This window comes from Lysinibacillus sp. FSL K6-0102, from assembly GCF_038003545.1.
Taxonomy (GTDB): domain Bacteria; phylum Bacillota; class Bacilli; order Bacillales_A; family Planococcaceae; genus Lysinibacillus; species Lysinibacillus capsici.
In genome coordinates this window covers 42444-67610 of record NZ_JBBOPH010000001.1, presented here as the reverse complement: position 1 = coordinate 67610, position 25167 = coordinate 42444, and the positions used below count along the sequence as shown (strand labels likewise).

General features: G+C 39.7%; 24 protein-coding genes, 1 tRNA gene, 3 rRNA genes and 1 other RNA gene. 4 read left to right on the top strand and 25 right to left on the bottom strand.

What is annotated here, in order from left to right; all coding sequences use genetic code 11:
* Window positions 1-222: 222 nt before the first annotated feature.
* The 20 genes from rsmI to ffs all read right to left on the bottom strand — a co-directional run bounded on the left by rsmI (window position 223) and on the right by ffs (window position 17383).
* Window positions 223-1098 (bottom strand): 16S rRNA (cytidine(1402)-2'-O)-methyltransferase, encoded by an 876-nt coding sequence (gene rsmI, locus NYE73_RS00320; RefSeq protein WP_048395435.1) that lies wholly within the window; start codon window positions 1096-1098, stop codon window positions 223-225.
* Window positions 1095-1358, bottom strand: a complete 264-nt coding sequence (locus NYE73_RS00315) for a GIY-YIG nuclease family protein (protein ID WP_004229219.1) — start codon at window positions 1356-1358, stop codon at window positions 1095-1097. Before NYE73_RS00315 ends, rsmI begins: the two co-directional genes overlap by 4 nt.
* A complete protein-coding gene (locus NYE73_RS00310) occupies window positions 1342-2091 on the bottom strand; it encodes a tRNA1(Val) (adenine(37)-N6)-methyltransferase (RefSeq protein WP_054548597.1) in 750 nt (249 codons plus the stop codon). The genes NYE73_RS00315 and NYE73_RS00310 overlap by 17 nt, the downstream gene beginning before the upstream one ends.
* Before the next feature lie 63 nt (window positions 2092-2154).
* Window positions 2155-2511, bottom strand: coding sequence for a DNA replication initiation control protein YabA (gene yabA, locus NYE73_RS00305; protein WP_004229222.1), 357 nt, complete (start codon window positions 2509-2511; stop codon window positions 2155-2157).
* A 27-nt stretch (window positions 2512-2538) separates the two neighbouring features.
* Complete coding sequence (locus tag NYE73_RS00300; RefSeq protein WP_048395431.1) at window positions 2539-3354, bottom strand: PSP1 domain-containing protein; 816 nt, start codon at window positions 3352-3354, stop codon at window positions 2539-2541.
* Window positions 3347-4351, bottom strand: a complete 1005-nt coding sequence (gene holB / locus NYE73_RS00295) for a DNA polymerase III subunit delta' (RefSeq protein WP_048395429.1) — start codon at window positions 4349-4351, stop codon at window positions 3347-3349. Before holB ends, NYE73_RS00300 begins: the two co-directional genes overlap by 8 nt.
* A gap of 143 nt (window positions 4352-4494) precedes the next feature.
* A complete protein-coding gene (locus NYE73_RS00290) occupies window positions 4495-4935 on the bottom strand; it encodes a YaaR family protein (protein ID WP_004229228.1) in 441 nt (146 codons plus the stop codon).
* Window positions 4936-5044: 109 nt separating this feature from the next.
* Window positions 5045-5374 (bottom strand): cyclic-di-AMP receptor, encoded by a 330-nt coding sequence (locus NYE73_RS00285; RefSeq protein ID WP_004229230.1) that lies wholly within the window; start codon window positions 5372-5374, stop codon window positions 5045-5047.
* A 277-nt stretch (window positions 5375-5651) separates the two neighbouring features.
* Window positions 5652-6281: a dTMP kinase gene (gene tmk, locus NYE73_RS00280; protein ID WP_048395427.1), complete on the bottom strand. Its 630-nt coding sequence runs from the start codon at window positions 6279-6281 to the stop codon at window positions 5652-5654.
* Window positions 6282-6298: 17 nt separating this feature from the next.
* Window positions 6299-7723 (bottom strand): aminotransferase class I/II-fold pyridoxal phosphate-dependent enzyme, encoded by a 1425-nt coding sequence (locus NYE73_RS00275; protein WP_445668864.1) that lies wholly within the window; start codon window positions 7721-7723, stop codon window positions 6299-6301.
* Between the two features lie 278 nt (window positions 7724-8001).
* Complete coding sequence (locus NYE73_RS00270; RefSeq protein ID WP_259951234.1) at window positions 8002-8439, bottom strand: SRPBCC domain-containing protein; 438 nt, start codon at window positions 8437-8439, stop codon at window positions 8002-8004.
* Window positions 8440-8543: 104 nt separating this feature from the next.
* A 5S ribosomal RNA gene (gene rrf / locus NYE73_RS00265) occupies window positions 8544-8659 on the bottom strand.
* Window positions 8660-8729: 70 nt separating this feature from the next.
* Window positions 8730-11657, bottom strand: a 23S ribosomal RNA gene (locus NYE73_RS00260).
* A 182-nt stretch (window positions 11658-11839) separates the two neighbouring features.
* A 16S ribosomal RNA gene (locus tag NYE73_RS00255) occupies window positions 11840-13391 on the bottom strand.
* The 16S, 23S and 5S rRNA genes sit together here, the layout of an rRNA operon.
* 278 nt (window positions 13392-13669) lie before the next feature.
* Window positions 13670-13942: a pro-sigmaK processing inhibitor BofA family protein gene (locus tag NYE73_RS00250; RefSeq protein ID WP_048391019.1), complete on the bottom strand. Its 273-nt coding sequence runs from the start codon at window positions 13940-13942 to the stop codon at window positions 13670-13672.
* A gap of 75 nt (window positions 13943-14017) precedes the next feature.
* A complete protein-coding gene (locus tag NYE73_RS00245) occupies window positions 14018-14233 on the bottom strand; it encodes a YaaL family protein (protein ID WP_004233954.1) in 216 nt (71 codons plus the stop codon).
* 13 nt (window positions 14234-14246) lie between these two features.
* Window positions 14247-14843 carry a recombination mediator RecR gene (gene recR / locus NYE73_RS00240; protein ID WP_048391017.1) on the bottom strand — a complete coding sequence of 199 codons (597 nt, stop codon included), beginning with the start codon at window positions 14841-14843 and terminating at the stop codon, window positions 14247-14249.
* A gap of 11 nt (window positions 14844-14854) precedes the next feature.
* A complete protein-coding gene (locus NYE73_RS00235) occupies window positions 14855-15169 on the bottom strand; it encodes a YbaB/EbfC family nucleoid-associated protein (RefSeq protein WP_004233957.1) in 315 nt (104 codons plus the stop codon).
* Between the two features lie 20 nt (window positions 15170-15189).
* On the bottom strand, window positions 15190-16974 hold the full coding sequence (gene dnaX, locus NYE73_RS00230; protein ID WP_259951279.1) for a DNA polymerase III subunit gamma/tau: 1785 nt from the start codon (window positions 16972-16974) through the stop codon (window positions 15190-15192).
* A 141-nt stretch (window positions 16975-17115) separates the two neighbouring features.
* An RNA gene (ffs, locus tag NYE73_RS00225) (signal recognition particle sRNA large type) lies at window positions 17116-17383 on the bottom strand.
* A 168-nt stretch (window positions 17384-17551) separates the two neighbouring features.
* Here ffs and NYE73_RS00220 point away from each other — a divergent pair.
* From NYE73_RS00220 to NYE73_RS00205, 4 genes are all read left to right on the top strand, one after another.
* Window positions 17552-17644: transfer RNA gene (locus NYE73_RS00220), tRNA-Ser, on the top strand.
* A 126-nt stretch (window positions 17645-17770) separates the two neighbouring features.
* Window positions 17771-19030 (top strand): sensor histidine kinase, encoded by a 1260-nt coding sequence (locus NYE73_RS00215; protein ID WP_053075680.1) that lies wholly within the window; start codon window positions 17771-17773, stop codon window positions 19028-19030.
* Window positions 19031-19909 (top strand): response regulator, encoded by an 879-nt coding sequence (locus NYE73_RS00210; protein ID WP_048391012.1) that lies wholly within the window; start codon window positions 19031-19033, stop codon window positions 19907-19909. It begins immediately after the preceding gene.
* Between the two features lie 92 nt (window positions 19910-20001).
* Entirely contained in the window at window positions 20002-21276 is a 1275-nt protein-coding gene (locus NYE73_RS00205) for a cation:dicarboxylate symporter family transporter (protein ID WP_016995246.1), read from the top strand.
* Between the two features lie 45 nt (window positions 21277-21321).
* On the opposite strand, the gene NYE73_RS00200 is transcribed toward NYE73_RS00205, so the two are convergent.
* From NYE73_RS00200 to NYE73_RS00180, 5 genes are all read right to left on the bottom strand, one after another.
* Window positions 21322-21942 (bottom strand): RraA family protein, encoded by a 621-nt coding sequence (locus tag NYE73_RS00200; protein WP_115674562.1) that lies wholly within the window; start codon window positions 21940-21942, stop codon window positions 21322-21324.
* A 99-nt stretch (window positions 21943-22041) separates the two neighbouring features.
* Window positions 22042-22950, bottom strand: coding sequence for a methyl-accepting chemotaxis protein (locus tag NYE73_RS00195; RefSeq protein ID WP_016995248.1), 909 nt, complete (start codon window positions 22948-22950; stop codon window positions 22042-22044).
* A gap of 138 nt (window positions 22951-23088) precedes the next feature.
* Window positions 23089-23616, bottom strand: a complete 528-nt coding sequence (locus NYE73_RS00190; RefSeq protein WP_054548495.1) for an LOG family protein — start codon at window positions 23614-23616, stop codon at window positions 23089-23091.
* 89 nt (window positions 23617-23705) lie between these two features.
* Window positions 23706-24374: a deoxynucleoside kinase gene (locus NYE73_RS00185; protein WP_048391003.1), complete on the bottom strand. Its 669-nt coding sequence runs from the start codon at window positions 24372-24374 to the stop codon at window positions 23706-23708.
* Window positions 24374-25009, bottom strand: a complete 636-nt coding sequence (locus NYE73_RS00180; protein WP_048391001.1) for a deoxynucleoside kinase — start codon at window positions 25007-25009, stop codon at window positions 24374-24376. Before NYE73_RS00180 ends, NYE73_RS00185 begins: the two co-directional genes overlap by 1 nt.
* Between the last annotated feature and the right edge of the window lie 158 nt (window positions 25010-25167).

The following is a 25167-nucleotide window of genomic DNA, read 5'->3' as shown; positions in this document are numbered from 1 at the left end:
TCACCTAAATCAAAACAGTGATTTAGGTGTTTCTGTTTATTAATATAACCAATTTCTTAACCCCTTATAATGTCCATGTCAGACCTTTCTATTTAAGGTTACTATTATTTACAATTATTATCAATTTAAAATTGTGTCTCAAAATTATTACTTTTCAACTTATAAGTTTCGGCGTCATTTACTAAATAAAAAAGAGCTACCTAATAAGGTAACTCTTTACTATTATTCACTATGATATTCATTATAAACATCTCGCTTTGCCACTTGCCTTAACTTAGCTACTTCTTTAATGGCTTCTTTTGAAGATACATTCGATTGATTGATAATGAAATCAACATGTTCAACAATGGACATGTTTTGCCAATAGGCTTCTTCATGATCTTCCTCTTCTACACAGCTATTACCTTCAAGAACAATACAAAACTCTCCTCGTATTTCTTCAGTTTGTGACCATTCTACAGCTTCAGACAAAGTACCTCGTAAAAACTCTTCAAACTTCTTTGTCAGCTCTCGAGCTAAAACAATACGACGTTCCCCGAGTATAGCTTCCATATCTTTTAATGTATCCTTTAAGCGATGTGGTGCCTCATATAGTAAAATCGTTTCTTGGCGTTTTTTTAATTGTTCTAATTGCTGGCGACGTTCCTTTTTTCCGCGATTCAAAAATCCATAAAAGAAAAATGGCTGTGGCGATAACCCAGATGCAATTAATGCTGAAATTGCTGCATTAGGCCCTGGCACTGGTACAACAGAAAAGTTTTGGGCAATTGCTTTTTCCACTATATCTGCACCTGGATCAGAAATACAAGGTAAACCTGCATCACTTACTAATGCAATTGTTTTTCCTTCTTGTAGTAATGTTAATAATTTTTCTCCACCTACGGCTATATTATGCTCATGGTAGCTGATTAGTGGTGTGTCAATCTCAAAGTAGTTACACAGCTTTTTGGTGTTTCTAGTATCTTCTGCAGCGATAATATCTGCTTCTTTTAAAATGCGAAGTGCACGCACACTCATATCCTCTAAATTACCAATAGGTGTTCCTACCAGATATAAACAACCTGTCTGATCGTGTATTGTACTTTTTTGTGATTTCACGATTCACCCCTCCTTATATAATTAATTTTCTGTGTTCTTGTTAATTGCTTAAAGGCATATTCAGCACGCATTGCTTCTTGCTTTGTCTCGAATATTTCTTTGTAAATACATTTCACTGGACCTCTAGCTCTTGTATATTTTGCTCCTTTACCAGCGTTATGTACAGCAACACGTTTTTCTATATTATTTGTATACCCTGCATAAAGAGTTTGATCAGCACACTCTAACACATAAAAGTAGTGATTATTGCTCTTTTCCATAAAGAATTTCTCTCACTTCTGTCGTGTATTCATTATTGGCATCATAAACATACAACGGCGGCAGAATTTTTAAATCAGGCTTTCCATCTTTTATTCCTTCTATTAATAATGTATTAGCCTCTTTCCCTTCCTTCGGATAAATGAGCTGCATCCGTTTAGGCTCTAAGCGATTTGCTCGCATAGCTGTCACAATATCTAATAATCGCCCAGGTCGGTGAACAAATGCGGCCTTGCCCCCTTGCTTTAATAATTTACTTGCGGATTGAATCGCTTCTTCCAATGTTAAATACAATTCATGGCGTGCAATGGCATGATGCTCACTAAGATTTTTATCACTCGCTTCATGTGCTAAAAAATAGGGTGGATTACAGGTAACCACATCATACTTTTCAATCCCAAGTTGTTTTGGTATTTCTTTAACATCTCCAAGAATCATTTGAATTTGCTGTTCTAGCTGATTGTAACGGATACTTCTCTCTGCCATCTCAAATAAACGTGGCTGAATTTCTACTCCCGTTATCTGTCCCTTTGTACGTGCACTTAAAAAAAGTGGAATCACACCATTTCCTGAGCATAAATCAACGATTTTTCCCTTATGATAAGGAATACTGACAAATTTCGAAAGCAATACTGCATCTAATGAGAACGAAAAGACAGAGGGACTTTGAATAATACGTAAATTCTCAGCCAACAAATAATCTAACCGCTCGTCACCTTTTAGCCATTTTTCCATGCTTACTCCTCCTACGCTACAAAACAAAAGACTGACACCACCGTAGCGGGAATCAGCCTTTTATTACACATTTTGTTTATTTAAAAATGATAGACAGAACAGACAATCCTCACCCTTACGTGAACTTCCAAAATGAACATGGCAAACATGGAAGCCCTCTTGGTAGAGGCGAGCTAAGTTATCATATCCCTCACCAATATCTAGCGGACTCTCTTTCTTTACTTCAGCAGCTTGTACGGAGTTTGTATTAGAAAGTAGTTCTTCTAGACGTGTACGTAGGTGATGATTTTCTGTTTCAAGCGCCTTATGCTCTTCCATCATTAACGCTACAAATTGTTTCAATGCACCAAATTGCTCCTGCATTGCTTCGAGCTGTTGTTCGAACTCCATAACGGTATCTAAGAAATTACGGTCCTTCACCCAAGCCACCTCGTTAAATTCTCTATCTTAAATAAGATTTTTTTCGCATGCTAGCAGTTCTTCTAGTGTATACTCAACTGTGCGTTCCTGCTCATGTAAATATACTTGAATAAGTCTTTCCAGCACATTTAGCCCTACTACTTTCCCACGGCCATCTGGTGTCATTGTTATCTCACCAACATCTGGCATGCCCTCTTTTGCTTCTTCATATTCATCATTTTCATACTTTAAGCAACACATTAAACGTCCACAAAGGCCAGATATTTTTGAAGGATTTAATGATAGGTTTTGATCTTTAGCCATTTTAATCGAAACGGGCTCAAAATCACCCAAAAATGTGGAACAACAAAGCATTCTACCACATGGACCGATACCACCTAAAAGCTTGGCTTCATCACGCACACCAATTTGACGAAGTTCAATACGTGTTCTAAAAACCGAGGCTAAATCTTTTACTAGATCCCTAAAATCAACTCGTCCTTCAGCTGTAAAGTAAAAAATAATTTTATTACGATCAAATGTATATTCAACATCTACAAGTTTCATTTCTAAATTATGCTCTATAATTTTAGTACTAGCGAGCTCAAATGCACGCTTTGATTCCGCTGCATTTTCCTCTACTTGTATACGATCACGATCATCTGCTGGTCTAAGTACTTGTTTTAGTGGTAATACAACATCATTATCACCCACAACTTTTTGAGGGACAACTACTTTTCCATACTCTACACCGCGGGCTGTCTCTACAATAACATATTGACTATCCTCTAGTAGAAATGATGCCGGATCAAAATAATATATTTTACCCGCCTTTTTAAAGCGGACTCCTACTACATTATACAAATGTATATCCCTCCTGCAGATTTAGCATTAACTGCTCCATCAATAACGTCCTATTCATGTTACGCTGTAAAGAGGCGCGTGCTTGTAAAATAGATTCCATCTGATTTGATAATCTTTCATAAGTGGAATATAACGCAACTTCTTTAAATAGTGGTAACATGTCTGGATAAGTACAAGCTGCCTCGGGATTAGCTTTTATTGACACTATATCACGGTAAGCAAATAGTAGTAAATCCAATGCTTGCTCCATCTCGCTTTTTTCTTTAAAGTGAGGCAACCACTCTTCATGCACAATAAGCAATGCTTCGTGTACATTTTGCCGAATGGCCTCTACTAATTTTAACACTGTTTTTCGAGCGAGTGCAAACTGCTCATCATTTGCTAAAAATATCGCTGTTTCGAGCTCATTTGTCATCATGCTTACTGTTGAGGCCATTGAATGTGAAATATTATTTTCCTGTAAATGCTTCAACAAAACATGACGTGGCATTTTTTGAAATTTGATATGTTGACAACGAGAACGGATAGTTGGAAGAATTGACTGCATTTGCTCAGTTAGTAATATGGCAGTTACTTCTCCTTCTGGCTCCTCTAAAAATTTAAGTATCATATTTGCAGAGGCTGTATTAAGACGGTCTGCATGATGAAGCACATAAATCTTACGTCCTTCTTCTACACCCACCATTTTCATTTCTCCGATGAGTTCTCGCATCTGATCAATTTTTATGAATTGACCATCTGGATAAATTTGATGAATATTTGGATGATTTCCCGAATCTACACGTTTGCAATTTCGACATGTTTCACATGGAACATTTCCACTTGGTTGCTCACATAACATTAATTTGACAAAAAAGTGCATAATATCTGCCTTGCCTGTCCCTTTTTCGCCATCAAAAATATATGCATGCGCTAATCTATTCTTGTCAAATATTGTTTGAAGCTGCTTCATTACGACTGGTTGCAGTGTGAGTAGCTCTTCAACATTCTTGGCCATACATTTAAATTCCTTCCTGTCTCTACAACAAAAGGTGATACTTTCTTGCACTCTTGTAAAGATTACAGTTGTTTACTTTATGGCGAGTAGCCACATCAACATTTGAAAAAAGCCCGCGCCTAAATGAGAACGAGACACGGGTTTTACATATATAAATTAATTAGTAAGCCTTTAATTTCACCGATTTTATCAAGAAGATCTATTGCTTCTTTTTCTTCGTCTAAGAGATCCTGTGCAAGCTCGACAAGCCGTGTATCAATGGTTTCAATGATTTTCAGACGTCTTCCTTCACCAAAACGATTCCAGGTATGTGATTGTTTTAACTCCATACCATGTTCTACTGTCTCTTGTAGAAATCGTTTAACAAGCATTTTAAACCTAGCAAGTTCTCGTAAATTACGTGATCTAGCTACTCGGTCCCCTGCAGTAGATATATCTCCTAACAAACGCGTGAGTTGTTCTGTTTGCAGCTTATTACCTTGCTTGACGACCATATCTCCAAATCGGTTATTTTGATTATTATTTTGTAGTGGCTCTTTGCGATTTGTATTTAACCCGACACGTATATCTTGATTAATCTTCAAGCTGGTTTCGCCCCCACAATTTTCATCTATTTCTCCTACGCATAATCAATTTTAAATAAAATGTTTAATAGTAACAAATAATCAATGATTTAGCTTCGGAGGCTACTTTTTAAAAATGATGGAATTGTTCAATCGGTAAAACAAATACGGTAGCTCCTCCCACCTCTACCTCCACAGGGTAAGGTATATAGGAATCAGCATTGCCTCCTAACGGAGAAACGGGTGCAACCATTTGCTCTCTTGCCCGACAATTATCCCGAATAATATCTAAAAGTTTGGGTATGAGAGAGTCTTCAGTTCCTATAAGAAATGTCGTATTTCCTGAACGTAAAAATCCTCCTGTGCTCGCTAATTTAGTTGCGCGAAACTGATTTTTCGTTAAAGCATTTGATAAGCGGCTGCTATCCTGATCTTGCACTACAGCTACGACTAACTTCATTCGCACTCACCCCTTTTATAAAATTCACCTAGATAGATTTCAATTCTATACTTAATCTTAGTTCATCTGTTGAACTAGAGGAACATCATCATGTTGATACAAAAACTCTATAAGAAAGTTTTAAAAGAGACATCTACAAGGTTCCCTAAACACATAATGTATCTTACACGAAGGTGTGTCTGACCTAATAGGTACTTCGACAATTGTTGCCCTTCTAGTGAAGATAAATTAATGGATAGTATCATTATATCACATTGTTGTAGACAACTTCATGCATTTACTGCATTGCTTCCAATAATAATAACCATACATCTTCAACAACATTTTCAATATCTTGATCTGCATTGACTACACGTATTCGCTCTGGGTACTGCTCTACTAATTGTAAATATCCTTCACGTACCTTCTGATGAAACGGCAAGCTTTCAACATCTAAGCGGTTTACTTCCCGATTGCCAGTTGCATGAATACGCGCTAAGCCAACCTCTGGAGCAAGATCAAATAGTATGGTCACGTCAGGTAATTTCTTCCCAATAGCAAATTCATTAATAGAAAGTACCTCATTGACACCTATACCTCTTGCATATCCTTGATAAGCTAAAGAGGAATCGATAAAACGGTCACATATCACTAACTTCCCTGCATCTAAGGCAGGACGTACTTTTTCAAAATAATGCTGACTTCTTGCTGCAGCATATAACAATGCTTCTGTTCGTTCATCCATAGCAGTATGTGCAGGATTCAAAATAATCGTTCTTATTTTTTCTGCAATCTCAATTCCACCTGGTTCTCTTGTTGCTAGAACTTCAATATTATTTTTTGTTAATCGCTCTGCTATCATTTGAATGACCGTTGTTTTTCCTGCTCCCTCTGGTCCTTCAAATGTAATAAATAAATTGCTATTCATGCTGTTATTGCCTCCAACTATTTAATAACCTGAATCATTTTATCTGCTAAACAATGATTCCCCTGGAATGTTGCACCTGCTGCTAGTAGCTCTTCCAATTGACTTAACTTAGCTACTGTTATTCTTTCACCTGGTACTAATAATGGTATACCAGGTGGATAAGGAATGATCATATTCGCTGAAATTCGCCCCATTGTACGCATATATGGTAACCATTCTTTCTTTAATGATGCAACCTCATTAAAGGTATATATAGGCTCAGTAATCGGTACAAAATGATAGGCTGTTTGAGAAGCCGTAATGCTATCTGTTTTAGCTGTATTTAATAGCGTTGTTATGGCCTCTTTTATACGAACCCTGATTTCAGCAAATGGGTAGGTATGTCCCTGCTTCAGCAAAGGTAACACAAATAAAACCTGATTGGCATCTGCAAGTTCCCCATATACATGCTTTGCCTCTAATGCCTCCTGTAATTGAAAGCCACTATAACCATTAACACGTAGCAATACTTTAAGTGGATCATCTACTTCAATTACTTCTAATGATCCAATTGCTCGTAATGCATCTACCCATTGATTCTTTTTTTCTATTATATATGCCCCATCACTCTCCATATATGTCTGTACATAATAGCGAGCATCATCTAATGATGCTAATAATAAGTAAGATGGACTACTAGATTGTAACATGCGTAAGTAATGATGTATTTTGTCAGCCTCTATCAATGCCGATTTAACATGCATAAAAGAGGCCATCGTCATAGCAGGTAAAGTTTTATGAGCTGATTGAACAACAACGTCTGCACCAAGTGTCAATGCGGATGGCTGAAATAGCGTACATGCATTAAAATGAGCGCCATGTGCTTCATCCACCAATACAGGTATTCCCTTCTCATGACAATAAACAATTTGTTGCTGTATTTCATTCGAAGTCATCCCATAATAAGTAGGATATGTTAAAACTACTGCTTTCGCCTCTGAATAATTTTCTACGGCTTCTTTTAAATCTCTATAAGTTACATGTGTCGCCGACATTGTCCGCTCATCCCATAGCGGCGACACAAAAATTGGCTTAGCCCCAACAAGTTCAATAGCATGGAAAATTGATTTATGTGCATTACGCTGAACAATAATGGTATCTCCTTTGTTACAAGTAGCATAAATCATTGCTAAATTTCCAACAGTAGACCCTCCTACTAAAAAGAAACTCTTCGTTGCTCCATATGTATCTGCCAATAAATTCTCGGCTTCTAATATCATTTCCTCAGGGTAATGTAGATCATCTAATCCTGATAACTCAGTTACATCATAACGCATTACATCCTTAAATGCTTGTGGAAGGTGGGACAGTTCACCATGCTTATGACCTGGGACATGAAAAGAAATATTTTGTTGCTGTCGAAAACGTTCTAACCCTTCTATAATTGGTTTTTTCTTATGCAAAACAAACACCCATTTTCGTTAGATTCTCCTTTAATTATACGAAATTATAAGGAGAGAAAAAAGCTATCCCTCCGCATGGTAATCCACTTTTTATTTAGTAACAAACCTTTTCATCAAAGTTAATCACAGCTTGATGTCATTATCGTTGACGCCTCACTCAAAAAAAGAGTCATCTATACCTAAACCATCATTTTTGTAGCAGTAGGAATTGCTAATTAAAATAAAACCGATTATTGCTGTTATCTGTAATAATCGGTTCACCACTTATTTTCATATAACTAGTCTTGTAATGCTTGAATGGCCATTGCTTCCACTAATTGCTCAATCAGCCGAGGTACAAAATTATCTAATACTGGATTCATCATTCCTGCTAAAAATCCACTTGCTTTCATTGTTAAATTACCAGTCAGTTGTGGTGATTCATTTTGATTTTGTATGATTTCAAAAGAACCATTACCATTTATAGGATCAGATAAACCCTCTAATTCAAACTGTATTTGATGAGCATCTGATTTGTTTACTTTAAGTTTTACTTTAACAGCTTTCTGAATTATACCAAAGTCTCCTTGGAAGACCCAGATCATATCGTCTTCATTTAGTAATTCGTGATGTAAGTAACCTGGTATTAAAACAGCCCCTTGTTCTTTATTATGAATAAAACCCTCTAATTTATTTTTCTGTACATTGATTACCTTACTATATTGTCCTGTTGCCATTCCATTGCACCCCTTTGAATATTTTGATCACTCTATTAAACTTTAACATTTTCTAGATTTCAAAACATACAAAAAAACCACTGATTTCTCAGTGGTTACTTTTTGCCTAGCGACGTCCTACTCTCACAGGGGGAAGCCCCCAACTACCATCGGCGCTAAAGAGCTTAACTTCCGTGTTCGGTATGGGAACGGGTGTGACCTCTTTGCCATCATCACTAGACTTTGTATTTAATTGAAAGATTTGTTCTTTCAAAACTGGATAAACGGTGCATTGAATGTTTTAAACTTTTTTGGTTAAGTCCTCGATCGATTAGTATTCGTCAGCTCCATGTGTCACCACACTTCCACCTCGAACCTATCTACCTCATCGTCTTTGAGGGATCTTACTTACTTGCGTAATGGGAAATCTCATCTTGAGGGGGGCTTCATGCTTAGATGCTTTCAGCACTTATCCCGTCCACACATAGCTACCCAGCGATGCCTTTGGCAAGACAACTGGTACACCAGCGGTGTGTCCATCCCGGTCCTCTCGTACTAAGGACAGCTCCTCTCAAATTTCCTACGCCCACGACGGATAGGGACCGAACTGTCTCACGACGTTCTGAACCCAGCTCGCGTACCGCTTTAATGGGCGAACAGCCCAACCCTTGGGACCGACTACAGCCCCAGGATGCGATGAGCCGACATCGAGGTGCCAAACCTCCCCGTCGATGTGGACTCTTGGGGGAGATAAGCCTGTTATCCCCGGGGTAGCTTTTATCCGTTGAGCGATGGCCCTTCCATGCGGAACCACCGGATCACTAAGCCCGTCTTTCGACCCTGCTCGACTTGTAGGTCTCGCAGTCAAGCTCCCTTGTGCCTTTACACTCTACGAATGATTTCCAACCATTCTGAGGGAACCTTTGGGCGCCTCCGTTACCTTTTAGGAGGCGACCGCCCCAGTCAAACTGTCCGCCTGACACTGTCTCCTGCCCCGCTAAGGGGCATGGGTTAGAATTTCAATACAACCAGGGTAGTATCCCACCGACGCCTCCTTCGAAGCTGGCGCTCCGAGATCTCTGGCTCCTACCTATCCTGTACAAGTTGTACCAAAATTCAATATCAGGCTACAGTAAAGCTCCACGGGGTCTTTCCGTCCTGTCGCGGGTAACCTGCATCTTCACAGGTACTATAATTTCACCGAGTCTCTCGTTGAGACAGTGCCCAGATCGTTACGCCTTTCGTGCGGGTCGGAACTTACCCGACAAGGAATTTCGCTACCTTAGGACCGTTATAGTTACGGCCGCCGTTTACTGGGGCTTCAATTCGCAGCTTCGCTTGCGCTAACCACTCCTCTTAACCTTCCAGCACCGGGCAGGCGTCAGCCCCTATACGTCACCTTACGGTTTTGCAGAGACCTGTGTTTTTGCTAAACAGTCGCCTGGGCCTATTCACTGCGGCTCTCATGCGCTTGCACGCTCAAGAGCACCCCTTCTCCCGAAGTTACGGGGTCATTTTGCCGAGTTCCTTAACGAGAGTTCTCTCGCACACCTTAGGATTCTCTCCTCGACTACCTGTGTCGGTTTGCGGTACGGGCACCTCTCACCTCGATAGAGGCTTTTCTTGGCAGTGTGAAATCAGGAACTTCGTCCATACGGACTCGCCATCACAGCTCAACGTTACAGTGTGCGGATTTGCCTACACACACGCCTTACTGCTTGGACGCGCACAACCAACGGCGCGCTTACCCTATCCTACTGCGTCCCCCCATTTCTCAAACGGTGAGGAGGTGGTACAGGAATATCAACCTGTTGTCCATCGCCTACGCCTATCGGCCTCGGCTTAGGTCCCGACTAACCCTGAGCGGACGAGCCTTCCTCAGGAAACCTTAGTCATACGGTGGACGGGATTCTCACCCGTCTTTCGCTACTCATACCGGCATTCTCACTTCTAAGCGCTCCACCAGTCCTTCCGATCTGACTTCAACGCACTTAGAACGCTCTCCTACCACTGACATCGTAGATGTCAATCCACAGCTTCGGTGAATCGTTTAGCCCCGATACATTTTCGGCGCAGCGTCACTCGACCAGTGAGCTATTACGCACTCTTTAAATGATGGCTGCTTCTAAGCCAACATCCTGGTTGTCTGTGCAACGCCACATCCTTTTCCACTTAACGATTACTTTGGGACCTTAGCTGGTGGTCTGGGCTGTTTCCCTTTTGACTACGGATCTTATCACTCGCAGTCTGACTCCCGTGTATAAATATCTGGCATTCGGAGTTTGTCTGAATTCGGTAAACCGGGATGGCCCCCTAGTCCAAACAGTGCTCTACCTCCAGTATTCTCATCACGAGGCTAGCCCTAAAGCTATTTCGGAGAGAACCAGCTATCTCCAAGTTCGATTGGAATTTCTCCGCTACCCACACCTCATCCCCGCACTTTTCAACGTGCGTGGGTTCGGGCCTCCAGTAAGTGTTACCTCACCTTCACCCTGGACATGGGTAGATCACCTGGTTTCGGGTCTACGACCACGTACTATTTCGCCCTATTCAGACTCGCTTTCGCTGCGGCTCCGCCTTCTAAAGCTTAACCTCGCACGTAATCGTAACTCGCCGGTTCATTCTACAAAAGGCACGCTATCACCCATTAACGGGCTCTAACTACTTGTAGGCACACGGTTTCAGGATCTCTTTCACTCCCCTTCCGGGGTGCTTTTCACCTTTCCCTCACGGTACTGGTTCACTATCGGTCACTAGGTAGTATTTAGCCTTGGGAGATGGTCCTCCCGGATTCCGACGGAATTTCACGTGTTCCGCCGTACTCAGGATCCACTCAGGAGAGAACGAACTTTCGACTACAGGGCTTTTACCTGCTCTGGCGGACCTTTCCAAGTCGCTTCATCTAACTCGCTCTTTTGTAACTCCGTATAGAGTGTCCTACAACCCCAAGAGGCAAGCCTCTTGGTTTGGGCTCTTCCCGTTTCGCTCGCCGCTACTCAGGGAATCGATTTTTCTTTCTCTTCCTCCAGGTACTTAGATGTTTCAGTTCCCTGGGTCTGCCTTCAAGACGCTATGTATTCACGTCAAGATACTACGCGATTAAACGTAGTGGGTTCCCCCATTCGGAAATCTCCGGATCAAAGCTCACTTACAGCTCCCCGAAGCATATCGGTGTTAGTGCCGTCCTTCTTCGGCTCCTAGTGCCAAGGCATTCGCCGTGCGCCCTTAATAACTTAACCAAGTTATTAAGCCTATAAAAAACTTAAAAAAATAAATGTGTTTGTTACAATTTCAATGTCGTTTTATCCAGTTTTCAAAGAACAAGTTTTGAAGTGTTTCATTCAGATAGAATGAACCTTCAAAACTGAACGCAAAACGTAATCTTACAAACCCAAGGTTTGTATTCCGAAATAATCCTTAGAAAGGAGGTGATCCAGCCGCACCTTCCGATACGGCTACCTTGTTACGACTTCACCCCAATCATCTATCCCACCTTCGGCGGCTGGCTCCAAAAGGTTACCTCACCGACTTCGGGTGTTACAAACTCTCGTGGTGTGACGGGCGGTGTGTACAAGGCCCGGGAACGTATTCACCGCGGCATGCTGATCCGCGATTACTAGCGATTCCGGCTTCATGTAGGCGAGTTGCAGCCTACAATCCGAACTGAGAACGACTTTATCGGATTAGCTCCCTCTCGCGAGTTGGCAACCGTTTGTATCGTCCATTGTAGCACGTGTGTAGCCCAGGTCATAAGGGGCATGATGATTTGACGTCATCCCCACCTTCCTCCGGTTTGTCACCGGCAGTCACCTTAGAGTGCCCAACTAAATGATGGCAACTAAGATCAAGGGTTGCGCTCGTTGCGGGACTTAACCCAACATCTCACGACACGAGCTGACGACAACCATGCACCACCTGTCACCGTTGCCCCCGAAGGGGAAACTATATCTCTACAGTGGTCAACGGGATGTCAAGACCTGGTAAGGTTCTTCGCGTTGCTTCGAATTAAACCACATGCTCCACCGCTTGTGCGGGCCCCCGTCAATTCCTTTGAGTTTCAGTCTTGCGACCGTACTCCCCAGGCGGAGTGCTTAATGCGTTAGCTGCAGCACTAAGGGGCGGAAACCCCCTAACACTTAGCACTCATCGTTTACGGCGTGGACTACCAGGGTATCTAATCCTGTTTGCTCCCCACGCTTTCGCGCCTCAGCGTCAGTTACAGACCAGAAAGTCGCCTTCGCCACTGGTGTTCCTCCAAATCTCTACGCATTTCACCGCTACACTTGGAATTCCACTTTCCTCTTCTGCACTCAAGTCCCCCAGTTTCCAATGACCCTCCACGGTTGAGCCGTGGGCTTTCACATCAGACTTAAAGGACCGCCTGCGCGCGCTTTACGCCCAATAATTCCGGACAACGCTTGCCACCTACGTATTACCGCGGCTGCTGGCACGTAGTTAGCCGTGGCTTTCTAATAAGGTACCGTCAAGGTACAGCCAGTTACTACTGTACTTGTTCTTCCCTTACAACAGAGTTTTACGATCCGAAAACCTTCTTCACTCACGCGGCGTTGCTCCATCAGGCTTTCGCCCATTGTGGAAGATTCCCTACTGCTGCCTCCCGTAGGAGTCTGGGCCGTGTCTCAGTCCCAGTGTGGCCGATCACCCTCTCAGGTCGGCTACGCATCGTCGCCTTGGTGAGCCGTTACCTCACCAACTAGCTAATGCGCCGCGGGCCCATCCTATAGCGACAGCCGAAACCGTCTTTCAGTCTTTTACCATGAAGCAAAAGAGATTATTCGGTATTAGCCCCGGTTTCCCGGAGTTATCCCAAACTATAGGGTAGGTTGCCCACGTGTTACTCACCCGTCCGCCGCTAACGTCAAAGGAGCAAGCTCCTTTTCTGTTCGCTCGACTTGCATGTATTAGGCACGCCGCCAGCGTTCGTCCTGAGCCAGGATCAAACTCTCCATAAAAGAAATTTGATTAGCTCAAATTTTGCTGGCATCATGTTTGATGTCCAAAATTGTGTTTCGTTCACTAGCAAAACTAGCTACTTAAAACTTTATTGATTACGTTTTGCTTGTTCAGTTTTCAAGGTTCATATCGTTCACCGCTGTTTCAGCAGCAACTCTTATATAATACCACGCGCCACAAAATGTGTCAACAATAATTTTAAAATTATTTTCCGTTTCAATCAGTTGTATTAGCGACTTTTATAACTATACCATAATCTTTTTATATTGCAAGCCTTTTATAAAATAAATATTAAAGCTGTTATTCCTAAGACACCAGGAATACCTAAAACAGCGATTGTTAAGACCGAAAACAGATTGATTGGCACATTATATCCTATATAACCAATACCTAAATGGATTACGAATAATAGTAGAAAAGCAAATGCAAATCTAAACCAAAACACCGATAATCCTTCTAAGATCTTACCCAATTTAGCATGTCTTATTATTACATAAAGAAAAAGAAGCCCGACAGGAATACAAATACTCATAATTACTAACCCAGACATATAGTTGCCCCCTCAATTAAATAATTATGAAAGTTTATGTTTCCTGTTTTGCTTCTATGAATATTTTACAGAGAACTATTTTATTAATACCTTACGAATTCTAGCTTCCTTAAACAAATAGAAATGAATACTTTCTGCTGTTTTGCGTTGAGCAATTACACCTAGGTCATAATCATCCATTAATTCTTCTATTATCTTTGCCTGTTGTAAATCCTCTTTTGTTTCTTTAATCAGATTCACAAGCTTATCATCGAATTCTTTTTTTAATTTCCCTTTACTACGGAAGAACATACTAATCCCTCACTCATAACTCGCGTCGGCCTTCCATTGCCTTTGATAGCGTAACCTCATCTGCATATTCTAGATCTCCACCTACTGGCAATCCATGAGCAATACGGGTTGTACGAATGCCAGACGGTTTGACAAGGCGAGAAATGTACATAGCGGTTGCCTCACCCTCGATTGTTGAATTTGTAGCTAAAATAAGTTCTTGGACACTTTCATCTTGCAAGCGCACTAGCAAAGAAGCAACATTAATGTCTTCTGGACCAATACCATCCATTGGTGAAATTGCTCCTTGAAGTACATGGTACATACCGTTGTAGTCACGCATTTTTTCCATTGCAATCACATCTTTTGTATCTTGTACAACACAAATAATAGAATGATCTCGCTGCTTATCTGTACATATGTGACATGGATCTACATCTGTTATATTGCCACAAACAGAACAGTAGCTTAGGTTTCGTTTAGCATCAATCAGTGCTTTAGAGAAAGATAATACATCATCTTCCTTCATTGTTAACACAAAAAACGCCAGACGAGCCGCAGTTTTCGGCCCGATACCTGGCAATTTCATAAAACTATCGATCAATTTAGATATTGGTTCTGGGTAGTACATATGAATACCTCCTAGAATGGAAGGTTTAAGCCTTGCGTGAATTTACCCATAGTTGAGTTTGTTTTTTCTTCTACTTTTTTCAACGCTTCATTTGTTGCAATAACAATTAGGTCTTGTAGCATTTCGATGTCTTCTGGGTCTACTACAGATTCATCCAGATTTACTGAAACTACTTCACGCTGACCAGAAACTGTTACTTTCACCATACCGCCGCCTGCAACACCTTCGAATTGCTCAGCATTTAAAGCTTCTTGTGCCTCCATCATTTCCTTTTGCATTTTTTGCATTTTTTTCATCATACCTTGCATATTTCCCATTCCACGCATAAATGTTTCCTCCTAAAAATTTAATCTTCAATAATTTCAACAAAATCTTTACCAAAGAGCTTTTCAGCCTCAGTCACAAGTGGATCTTGTGAAGCAAGAGGTTGGGCATCATCGATAAATGGTTCTTCTGGCATTTCTGCCGGTGGTGGCTCTAATAATTCTTCTCCATGCTCTGATTCAGTCTGTGATTTCTTTTGCTGCAGACCATGATCACGAATAAACTCTTCACGCATTTTTAACCATGATTCTTCTGGTATGCATAGCATCTCGTACATTGTACCAGTTTGCCCTGCAATTAATTGTGTAAAGTGAGCCTTTAAAGACTGGTTGTCGGCAACCATCTGACAATGAATATCATACTTGAATTTTAACACAAAAGCACTTGAAGATGCCGCAACAGGTTCGGCTTCTGCTAAAAGAGCAGATTGTGATTTTTGCATTTGACTTAAGGCTTGCGCCCAAATGGACTTAATGCGTTGCACATCTTGCTTTGTGGCATCTTTCAGCACTTCCTGAATACGACCTGTAGGTGCTTTATAACCATTCGGACTTTTAGCTCGGGGCCGTTGCTCTTTTTGTGCTGTCGGCGTTTGCACAGGAGTCCCCGTTTGCAGTTGTAAGGATAGTTGCTGAACCAGCTGTTCAAGAGCCACAATTTTTTGAGTGAGATCAGGGTTTTCTCCCATTTCATTTGTAGTCACCGTTTGATGGGCTATACCTCCTGAAAACTGTACCATTTTAAGCAAAGCCGTCTCTAAATAAATTTTTGTATGGTGAGAGAAACGCATCTCTTGCTGTGTTTTTGCAAGTATATCAATATACCCATAAAGCATATTTGGTGCAAATTCGTGTGCTAAAGTGAATACACGTTCCTCAGGAGATACAAGCTCTAAAAGTTCAGCTAAATCATCACTTGTTTGAAGTAATAATAAATCGCGGAAAAATGTAATTAAATCCTCTGAGAGCCGCAAAGGGTCCTTACCGTCAGCTATAAGTTGCTCTAAAAGGGCAAGCATTTGCGCAACATCTTTTACTTTAAGTGCCTCCGCTAGATCATAAAAAACATCCTGACTAATAGAACCTGTAACTAATAACGTATCCTCAAGTTTTAATTTTTCGCCACTAAAAGACACAACTTGGTCTAATAAGCTTAAAGCATCACGCATTCCCCCTGCGGCTGATTGTGCAATCACCTTTAAACCTTGTTCTTCATATGGCAAGTCAATATCTTCCAAAACAACCTTCATACGTTCAATAATATCATTAGTAGAAAGTCGTTTAAAATCAAAACGCTGACAACGAGAAATGATCGTAGCAGGCAATTTATGAGGCTCTGTAGTTGCTAAAATAAACACAGCATGAGGAGGTGGTTCTTCCAACGTTTTTAAAAGAGCGTTAAAAGCGCTTGTAGAAAGCATATGCACTTCGTCTATGATGTACACCTTATATCTACTGCTTGCGGGAGCAAAACGAACCTTTTCTATGATATCCCTAATCTCTTCAACACGTGAATTTGAGGCTGCATCAAATTCAATTACATCTGGATGAGAACCATCTGTAATACTCATGCATGTATCACATTCATTACAAGGCTCTTTCGATGGTGCATGTTCACAATTCAAGGCCTTCGCAAAGATTTTAGCAGTACTTGTTTTCCCTGTACCACGGGGCCCAGAAAACAAGTAAGCGTGTGTTGTTTTATTTGCTAGGAGAGCATTTTGTAGCGTTCTTTTGACATGTGTTTGACCAGACATTTCTCGAAAAGATTGTGGTCGATACACACGGTAAAATGCTTGATACGTCACTGATTTCCTCTCTCCTTCTCCATTTAATTGAATAGTTTTATTATAGCATTTGCAGCATTATATAGAAAATGAAGATGCTAAATTTAAAATAAAAAAGCATCCGCCTATAATAGACGGATGCTTTGAATTGGCAATTTAATGCCGTGCACCTTTCCTTGACAGCCGCACATAAGCGTTACTCTTGTCGTTAGCTCAGATTAGGCAACCCCGCGGCACATGAATAAGACCACTTAATGCTGCTTCCTTCCGGACCTGACATGGTTCATGGGTATCCATTGCGCAGGACCCAATCGTCAACACTACGTGCAAAAGGCAGACCAAACAATACGGACAGCCTCGAAAAAGGAATTCAGTCTCGCTAGAGCGGATTGCGAGTTACAGGACACCGCTACCTTCCCACCTAGCACGGCAATAACTAGTATACTGACTGTTTGTATAAAATGCAACTTAATGCACAAATTATTTATTTCTAAGTGACGATTTAAACATTATGTATTTTTTCAAAAATTATCTTGACGTTCGTTTCTAGTTATGATAAATTTATTTTTGTCGATAAGACAGTAAAGCAATATAACATGGAGGTATACCCAAGTCTGGCTGAAGGGATCGGTCTTGAAAACCGACAGGCGGGTAACACCGCGCGGGGGTTCGAATCCCTCTACCTCCTCCAGTTTTAAATTTCCGACTACGAATGTAGCCGTTTTTTTTTGCCCAAATTGTATGTATTACTTGTTAGATACCACTTCCGCCTCGGTTGTGGTATTTTTTATTATATCAATGATGGGAGGTTGTTGAATTGCAATCGAAATTACTTATGACGCGTGCTTCCCTTACTTGGATTTTCATTATTGCTGTTATGACCGCAATAGGTAGTGAAATTAAAATTATGCCTTTTGCTAATACAACTTTCCGTTTTGGTTTAGGAACCATTGTCTTCTTTTTATGCACATTAATTAAACCTACACCAATTATTTTAGCCGGTGTAGCTACCAGTATTGTGACAACTATTTTTCGGGTTATTAATTCGACATTACATGATGTTCCGATAGCCGAGAGTATATTTAACCATTTACCAGCTGGTTTATTTTATGTATTGTTTGCAGTATGCCTGCAGATTTTAGATATTCAACAATACAGAGAAAAACCACTAAAACTTGGTTTACTCGTTGCTTTTAGTGAAGTTATCAGTAATTTAGCTGAACAGATTTTCCGCTTTTTTGTCCAAACATATACTTTTTTATTTCTCCATGATCTCTTGATCCTATTAGCAGTAGCATTATTACGAAGCTTTTTTGTAGTAGGGATTTACAGCTCTATTTTGATAGCTGAACAAAAAAAACGGGTACAAGAAATGCTGAATATTGGATCTGATCTCTATGTGGAGACACTATATTTAAAAAAATCAATGAATCATATTGAAACAATTACAGGTAGTGGTTATGAATTATATCGTCAGTTAAAGACGCTAGGTTTTCGAGCCGAAAGTTTACAAGCACTTCATATTGCCCAGGAAATCCATGAAGTGAAAAAGGATTCTCAACGGATATATGCTGGTATTTCAAAGATTGTCGGTGAAAAGAGCTTTGGCCCTTTTGTATTATCAGAATTATTGCATTATATTGAAGAAGGTAATAGGAAATATGCAGAATTACTCGGTAAGGAAATACAATTTAATACATGTATAGACTTCGATTTTCAAACGAAAGATCATATTGCACTCCTTGCTCTATTAAATAATTTATCAGCCAATGCTGTTGAGGCTATTGAAAAGCAAGGGATCATTTCTATTGCTATTGAGCGCCAAGAGGATAATACTGTAATAACCGTATGTGATAATGGACAAGGGATTTCACAAGCAGATATTTCTGTTATTTTTGAACCTGGATACACCACTAAATTCAATGTTGATGGTGTTGCAGCAACTGGCATTGGGCTTTCACATGTTGCTGAACTAGTAGAAAAATTAAAAGGCTCAATAACCGTTGAATCAAACAATCAATACACAACGTTTAAAATCATAATTCCTACGCAAACTATTCAAACGGGAGAGACTTAAATGAGGTATTTTATTGTAGATGATGATCGTGCAAGTCGTGTTATGTTAAAGCAAATTATTGAAGATAGCGGGTTAGGAACAGTTATTGGTGAGGCTCGCAATGGTGAGGATGCCATTCCACAAATTTTAATGACACAGCCAGAGTTTGTGCTTATTGATTTACTGATGCCTAAGCTTGATGGCATAGCAACTGTGGAACAACTTATGCAAAATCGTTTCGAGGGACAATTTATTATGATTTCACAGGTAGTGAATAAGGAAATGGTTGGCGAAGCATATGAGCAAGGAATTGATTTCTTCATTCATAAACCAATCAATCGTATTGAAGTCGAAAATGTTTTGAAAAAAACAACTGAACAATTTCGACTTAAAAATTCACTATTAGTGATACGTCAATCACTTACAAATATTGAGTTAAGTGAACAAAAGACTCATAAAGCTACATCACGAGACCATATTCAATCTATTTTGAATGATATGGGGATTGTCGGGGAAATTGGTAGTGAGGATATCATTGCCATTATAGAAACATTACTTGCTCACCAGCACAAGATTGCCCCCCTTCCTCCATTAAAAGAGCTTTATGAAGAAATTGCAGCTGTGACCAAGGCTACGCCAGATGAAATTTTAAAAGAGAGTAAAGCCATCGAGCAGCGTGTGCGTCGTACAATATTAGCTGCCATGATTAATCTCGCTAATTTAGGGGTTGTTGATTACACAAACTCAGAATTCGAGTACTATGCCCCTCGCTACTTTGATTTTAAAGAAATTCGTCAGCTCATGACACAGATTGAAGATCACGATAATCGTAAAGCAAAGGTAAATATTAAGAAGTTTATTCAAGTGTTATATTCAGACATTTTAACAAAAGTAAATTAATTTTCTCGGATTTTGTCGGATTCCATAAGTCCTCCGTATTATTAAAGTAAGGCGTGTCCTAAAAATTTAATATTAGGGGAGGTACAAAGGATTTGAAAAAGAAATTTAAAGTCAGTTTAGCCGCTCAGATTTTAATCGGTTTGATTTTAGGGATCATTGTTGGTGGTATCTTTTACGGAAATCCCAAAATTGAGACATATCTACAACCATTAGGGGATATATTTTTACATCTTATTAAGATGATTGTTGTACCGATTATTATTTCGACATTAATCGTTGGTGTTGCTGGTACTGGAGATATGAAGCAACTTGGACGATTAGGCGGGAAATCTATAATTTACTTTGAGATTATTACTACAGTTGCAATCGTAGTTGGATTACTTTCCGCAAACATTTTCCAACCTGGTGCAGGTCTTAACATGAATGAATTATCTCAAGGGGATATTTCGAAGTATGTATCAACAACTGAGGAAGTTCAGCATGAGGGACCATTTGATATCATTGTAGGCATTGTCCCAACAAATATTATTCAGTCAATGGCTGAAGGTAATATGCTAGCAATTATCTTCTTCTCAGTTATTTTCGGTTTAGGGGTTGCTGCAGTAGGAGATCGAGGGAAACCAGTCTTAGACTTCTTCCAAGGGGTAGCAGATGCTATGTTCTGGGTAACAAACCTCGTAATGAAATTCGCGCCACTAGGGGTATTTGGTTTAATTGGTGTAACCGTTTCCAAATATGGGTTTGCTTCACTGGTTCCGCTTGCCAAATTAGCAATTCTTGTTTATGCAACAATGCTATTCTTTATCTTTGTCGTTCTTGGACTTGTGGCAAAATTCGCAGGAATCAGCATCTTCTATTTAATTAAAGTATTAAAAGATGAGCTAATTTTAGCCTTCTCAACAGCAAGTTCTGAAGCTGTGTTACCACGTATTATGATGAAAATGGAGAAATTAGGGGCGCCAAAGGATATTGTATCTTTTGTTATACCTACCGGTTACTCCTTTAACTTAGATGGGTCAACACTATATCAAGCCATTGCAGCATTATTTATTGCACAAATGTACGGTATTCACCTAAGCATTGGTGAACAAATTACGTTAATGCTTGTATTAATGGTTACATCAAAAGGTATTGCAGGTGTACCAGGCGTATCATTCGTAGTACTTCTAGCAACTTTAGGTACTGTAGGTATTCCACTTGAGGGACTAGCCTTCATTGCTGGTATTGACCGTATTCTTGATATGGGACGTACAGTTGTTAACGTAATTGGTAACTCATTAGCGTCATTAGTAATGGCTAAATGGGAAGGCCGTTTCGATCGAGAAAAGATGAAAAATTACTTTAATGATAATGAAAATCTAGCGTAATTTAAAAAAATCCTCACGATGTTGGATGGCATCGTGAGGGTTTTTTTATTTTGCTAACACTTTATCTAAATAAGCGATAATTGATTCTTTTCCATTGGCATGTGCTTCTTGAGCGCGTTTTTCATCTTTTTCAAGCTTAGCCTCTGCCGCTACAACGATTTTTTCAGCATCTTGCTGTGGCACAACAATTACACCATCCACATCCCCAATAATATAATCACCAGGATGAACCGTAACTCCTCCAATGGCGATCGGTACATTTACTTGACCACCGCCGTTTTTATTGCCTGCTGCTACAGTAGTGCCCAACGAAAATACAGGGAAATTTAATTCGCGAATTGCTGCAATATCACGGATTACACCATCCACAACAAAACCTTGTACACCTATCCCTTTTGCTAAGGAGATCACAAAATCTCCAGCAACAGCTCGGTTTGTATTTCCTTTTGCATCAATTACTAAAATATCCCCTTCATTTGCAGCCCTAATCGCTTCCAAAACTGCCCCATTTTCACCATCTGGTAAACGTACAGTTACAGCTCGCCCAGCAACTTTAAAATGGTCTGCTAACGGCTTAATATCACTTCGCACATTGGTATGCCCACCAGTTGCATCTGAAATAGCTGTTGTTGGTAAATGCTGAAAGCTTACTTCCACTTTTGTCATACATAACACCCCTATTATGATTAATGACTTACACTAGTATTGTAAATAAAAAATATATCCTATTTCAATATATCACGAAAATAGTAGTCATTATTAGAATTAAATAATTTCAATAAATTGCTTTGATTGCTCGTCTAAGGCTTCAGCAGCAGACGCTATTTCACTAAAGTCGTTTGCTGTGACAGTAATTTGTTCATTTGTTTTATCTATTTTTTCTGCTATTTTTGTAATACTATCAGTCACCTGACCAATTTCTCGCTCAATGCCCTCCACATTATCCTTCACTTCTGAAATAGATTGTTCAACTCTTACAGAAAGCTTACGTACCTCTTTCGCCACTACATCAAAACCTCTTCCATATTCTCCAGCCCTAGCGGCTTCAATAGCTGCATTTAATGCCAATAAATTAGTTTGTGAGGCAATTTCTTGTATAGTTTTGACAATCCCTTTAATAGAATCTGCTTGTTTCTGAAGCTGCACAAGATTACTTACATTTTCATTTGATTCCTTTGAAACCACTTTAATGGTTTCTAGTAGATCTTGGCTATTTTGAATGCCCGCCTCTGAACGCTGGTAAAGTTTATTAGACATGCCCTTCAACTTGTCGGCAACACTAACTATCTCATGTTGGCGTTCGGTGATATTGGTAGCTATTTTGGATACACCTATTACTTTTCTTGTATTATTTGCGAAGACAGGCATATATGTCGCTTCCAGCCAAATTATATTCCCTCTAGCATCAATTCTTTCTATTTTGTCCTGATAGCTGTTTCCTGCCGTTAGGTGACGCCAAAATTTATCGTACTCCATACTATTAACGAAATCAGGCAAACAAAAGTCTTTATGATGTTTTCCTAGCATTTCCTGCACTGTATAGCCTAATGTTTGAGCAAATAGTTCATTGACATACGCTACTCTTCTATCCATATCGAAGCGGATAATAGCTATATTGCGTTCAATAGCCTGTACTACTAAATCATCGGTTACTTGAGCCTCTACACTATGCATAAAGAACACTCCATCCTTTACTAATTTTTTACTTAAAATTTAATTATTTTACTTTTATATTACATTAATTATGCCTCAGTGTAATTGCAGCAGATGTTAGTGTACCTGCTGCATCAAGATAAAAAACATGGAGAATGTTCATCCATGTTTTTTTAATAAACGTAAAATCCCTTCAGAGGTAGCCGCTACACGTAAGAACTTCTTTTGCTCTGCACGTATAAAGCCTTCCTCTAGCATTGTTTTAAAATGCTGTAGAAGTGCATCATAGAATCCATGGACATTATATAAAATGACAGGTTTTGTATGAAGGCCAATCTGAGCCCAAGTAAATACCTCAAAATATTCATCTAAAGTCCCTGCGCCACCTGGCAGAGCAATAAAAGCATCGGCTAACTCGGCCATTTTAGCTTTACGAATATGCATAGAGTCTACAATATGAATTTCTGTTAATGAGGCATGGGCCAATTCACGCTTTTGTAAATGTGTTGGCATCACACCAATCACTTCTCCTCCAGCTGCTAAAACAGCATCGGCTACCTTCCCCATTAGGCCTGTTTTAGAACCACCATAGACAACCCTGTGACCGTTTTTTGCCAGTGCTGTACCAAGCTCAGCAGCTTTCTCTGCATAAATAGGACTTTTACCCAAACCGGATCCGCAATACACTGCGATTCTTATAATAATCCCTCCTATTCAAAAAACGTGAAACAATCGGCTATATATTGTCTCACGTTTTTTGGTCATTTATTTTACTTTTATTTTCGTAAATGGCTTGTTTGTTTTAGCATATGACTGATACGGCTTACAATTGCTTCAATGGCATCAGGATTTTTTAATAAATCATAATCATTAATATCTAAACGTAGAACGGGACAAGAATTAAAATTATTTATCCAATTTTCATAGCGTTCATGCATTTCTATCCAATAATCATTCGGTGTTTGTTGCTCCATTGTACGTCCTCGCTCTTGAATACGCCCAATAACTGCATCAATAGGTCCTTCAAGATAGACAAGCAAATCTGGATGTGGGAAATAAGGTGTCATCACCATTGCATCAAACAAATTTGTATAAGTCTCATAATCTGTTGGGCTCATTGTTCCTTTATCATAATGCATCTTAGCAAAAATGCCAGTATCCTCATAAATAGAACGATCTTGTACAAATCCTCCACCATATTCAAAAATACGCTTCTGTTCTTTAAAACGCTCTGCTAAAAAGTAGACCTGTAAATGAAAGCTCCATTTTTCAAAGTCCTCATAAAATTTATCAAGGTATGGATTTGTGTCTACTTTCTCGAACGAGGTACGAAAGTTCAGTGCCTCTGCTAAAGCCTTTGTCATCGTCGATTTTCCTACCCCAACAGTACCTGCAATCGTAATAACCGTTTGTGGTGGAATATCGTACTTCTCTCTTAAATTCATTATTGCAAACTCCTTTGTTGTAACGTATCTTTAATTATTTTTAAAACATGATTTAAATCATTGGGATTTTTTACAAAATCAAGCTGATCTCCATTAAATCGAATAACTGGAATTTCGGGATGCATGCTTTCAAAATGCTCGATAAAAGAATGATAGTCGGCCACAAGCTGCTCCATGTAATCACGTGAAATCATCTTTTCAAACTCTCGCCCTCGCATGGCGATACGCTTCATTAATGTCTCAACGCTGGCATATAAATAAACCACTACATTTGGAACAGGCATGTCTTTCGTTAAAATTCTATAGATCTCTTCATACTTCTCGTATTCAGTTGGTGCCAATGTACGCTTCGCAAATATTAAATTTTTAAAAATATGATAGTCTGCTACAACAGGTTTGGCATGTGCTAAACGAAATTTTTTAATATCGGTTAGTTGCTTATAGCGATTACAGAGGAAGAACATTTCCGTTTGGAAACTCCACTCCTCAATGTTTTCATAAAACTTATTTAAAAAAGGGTTTTCGTCTACAATTTCTTTTAATAGATGGTAATTAAATGTCGCTGCTATCTCTTTCGATAAAGAGGTTTTACCAACACCAATCGGACCTTCTACCGTAACAAATGGAACCGTCACCAGAAGCTCCTCCTTTTGTTCTATGGATTCGATCATTGTGTCCTACATAAAATGAATCAGTACCTTTCATTTTATCATAGTAGGAAAATGAAAAACAGAATCAACCTATTGTTCTAGTAAATTTACCTGGGATATTCTACTCATGATGACATAGAAAA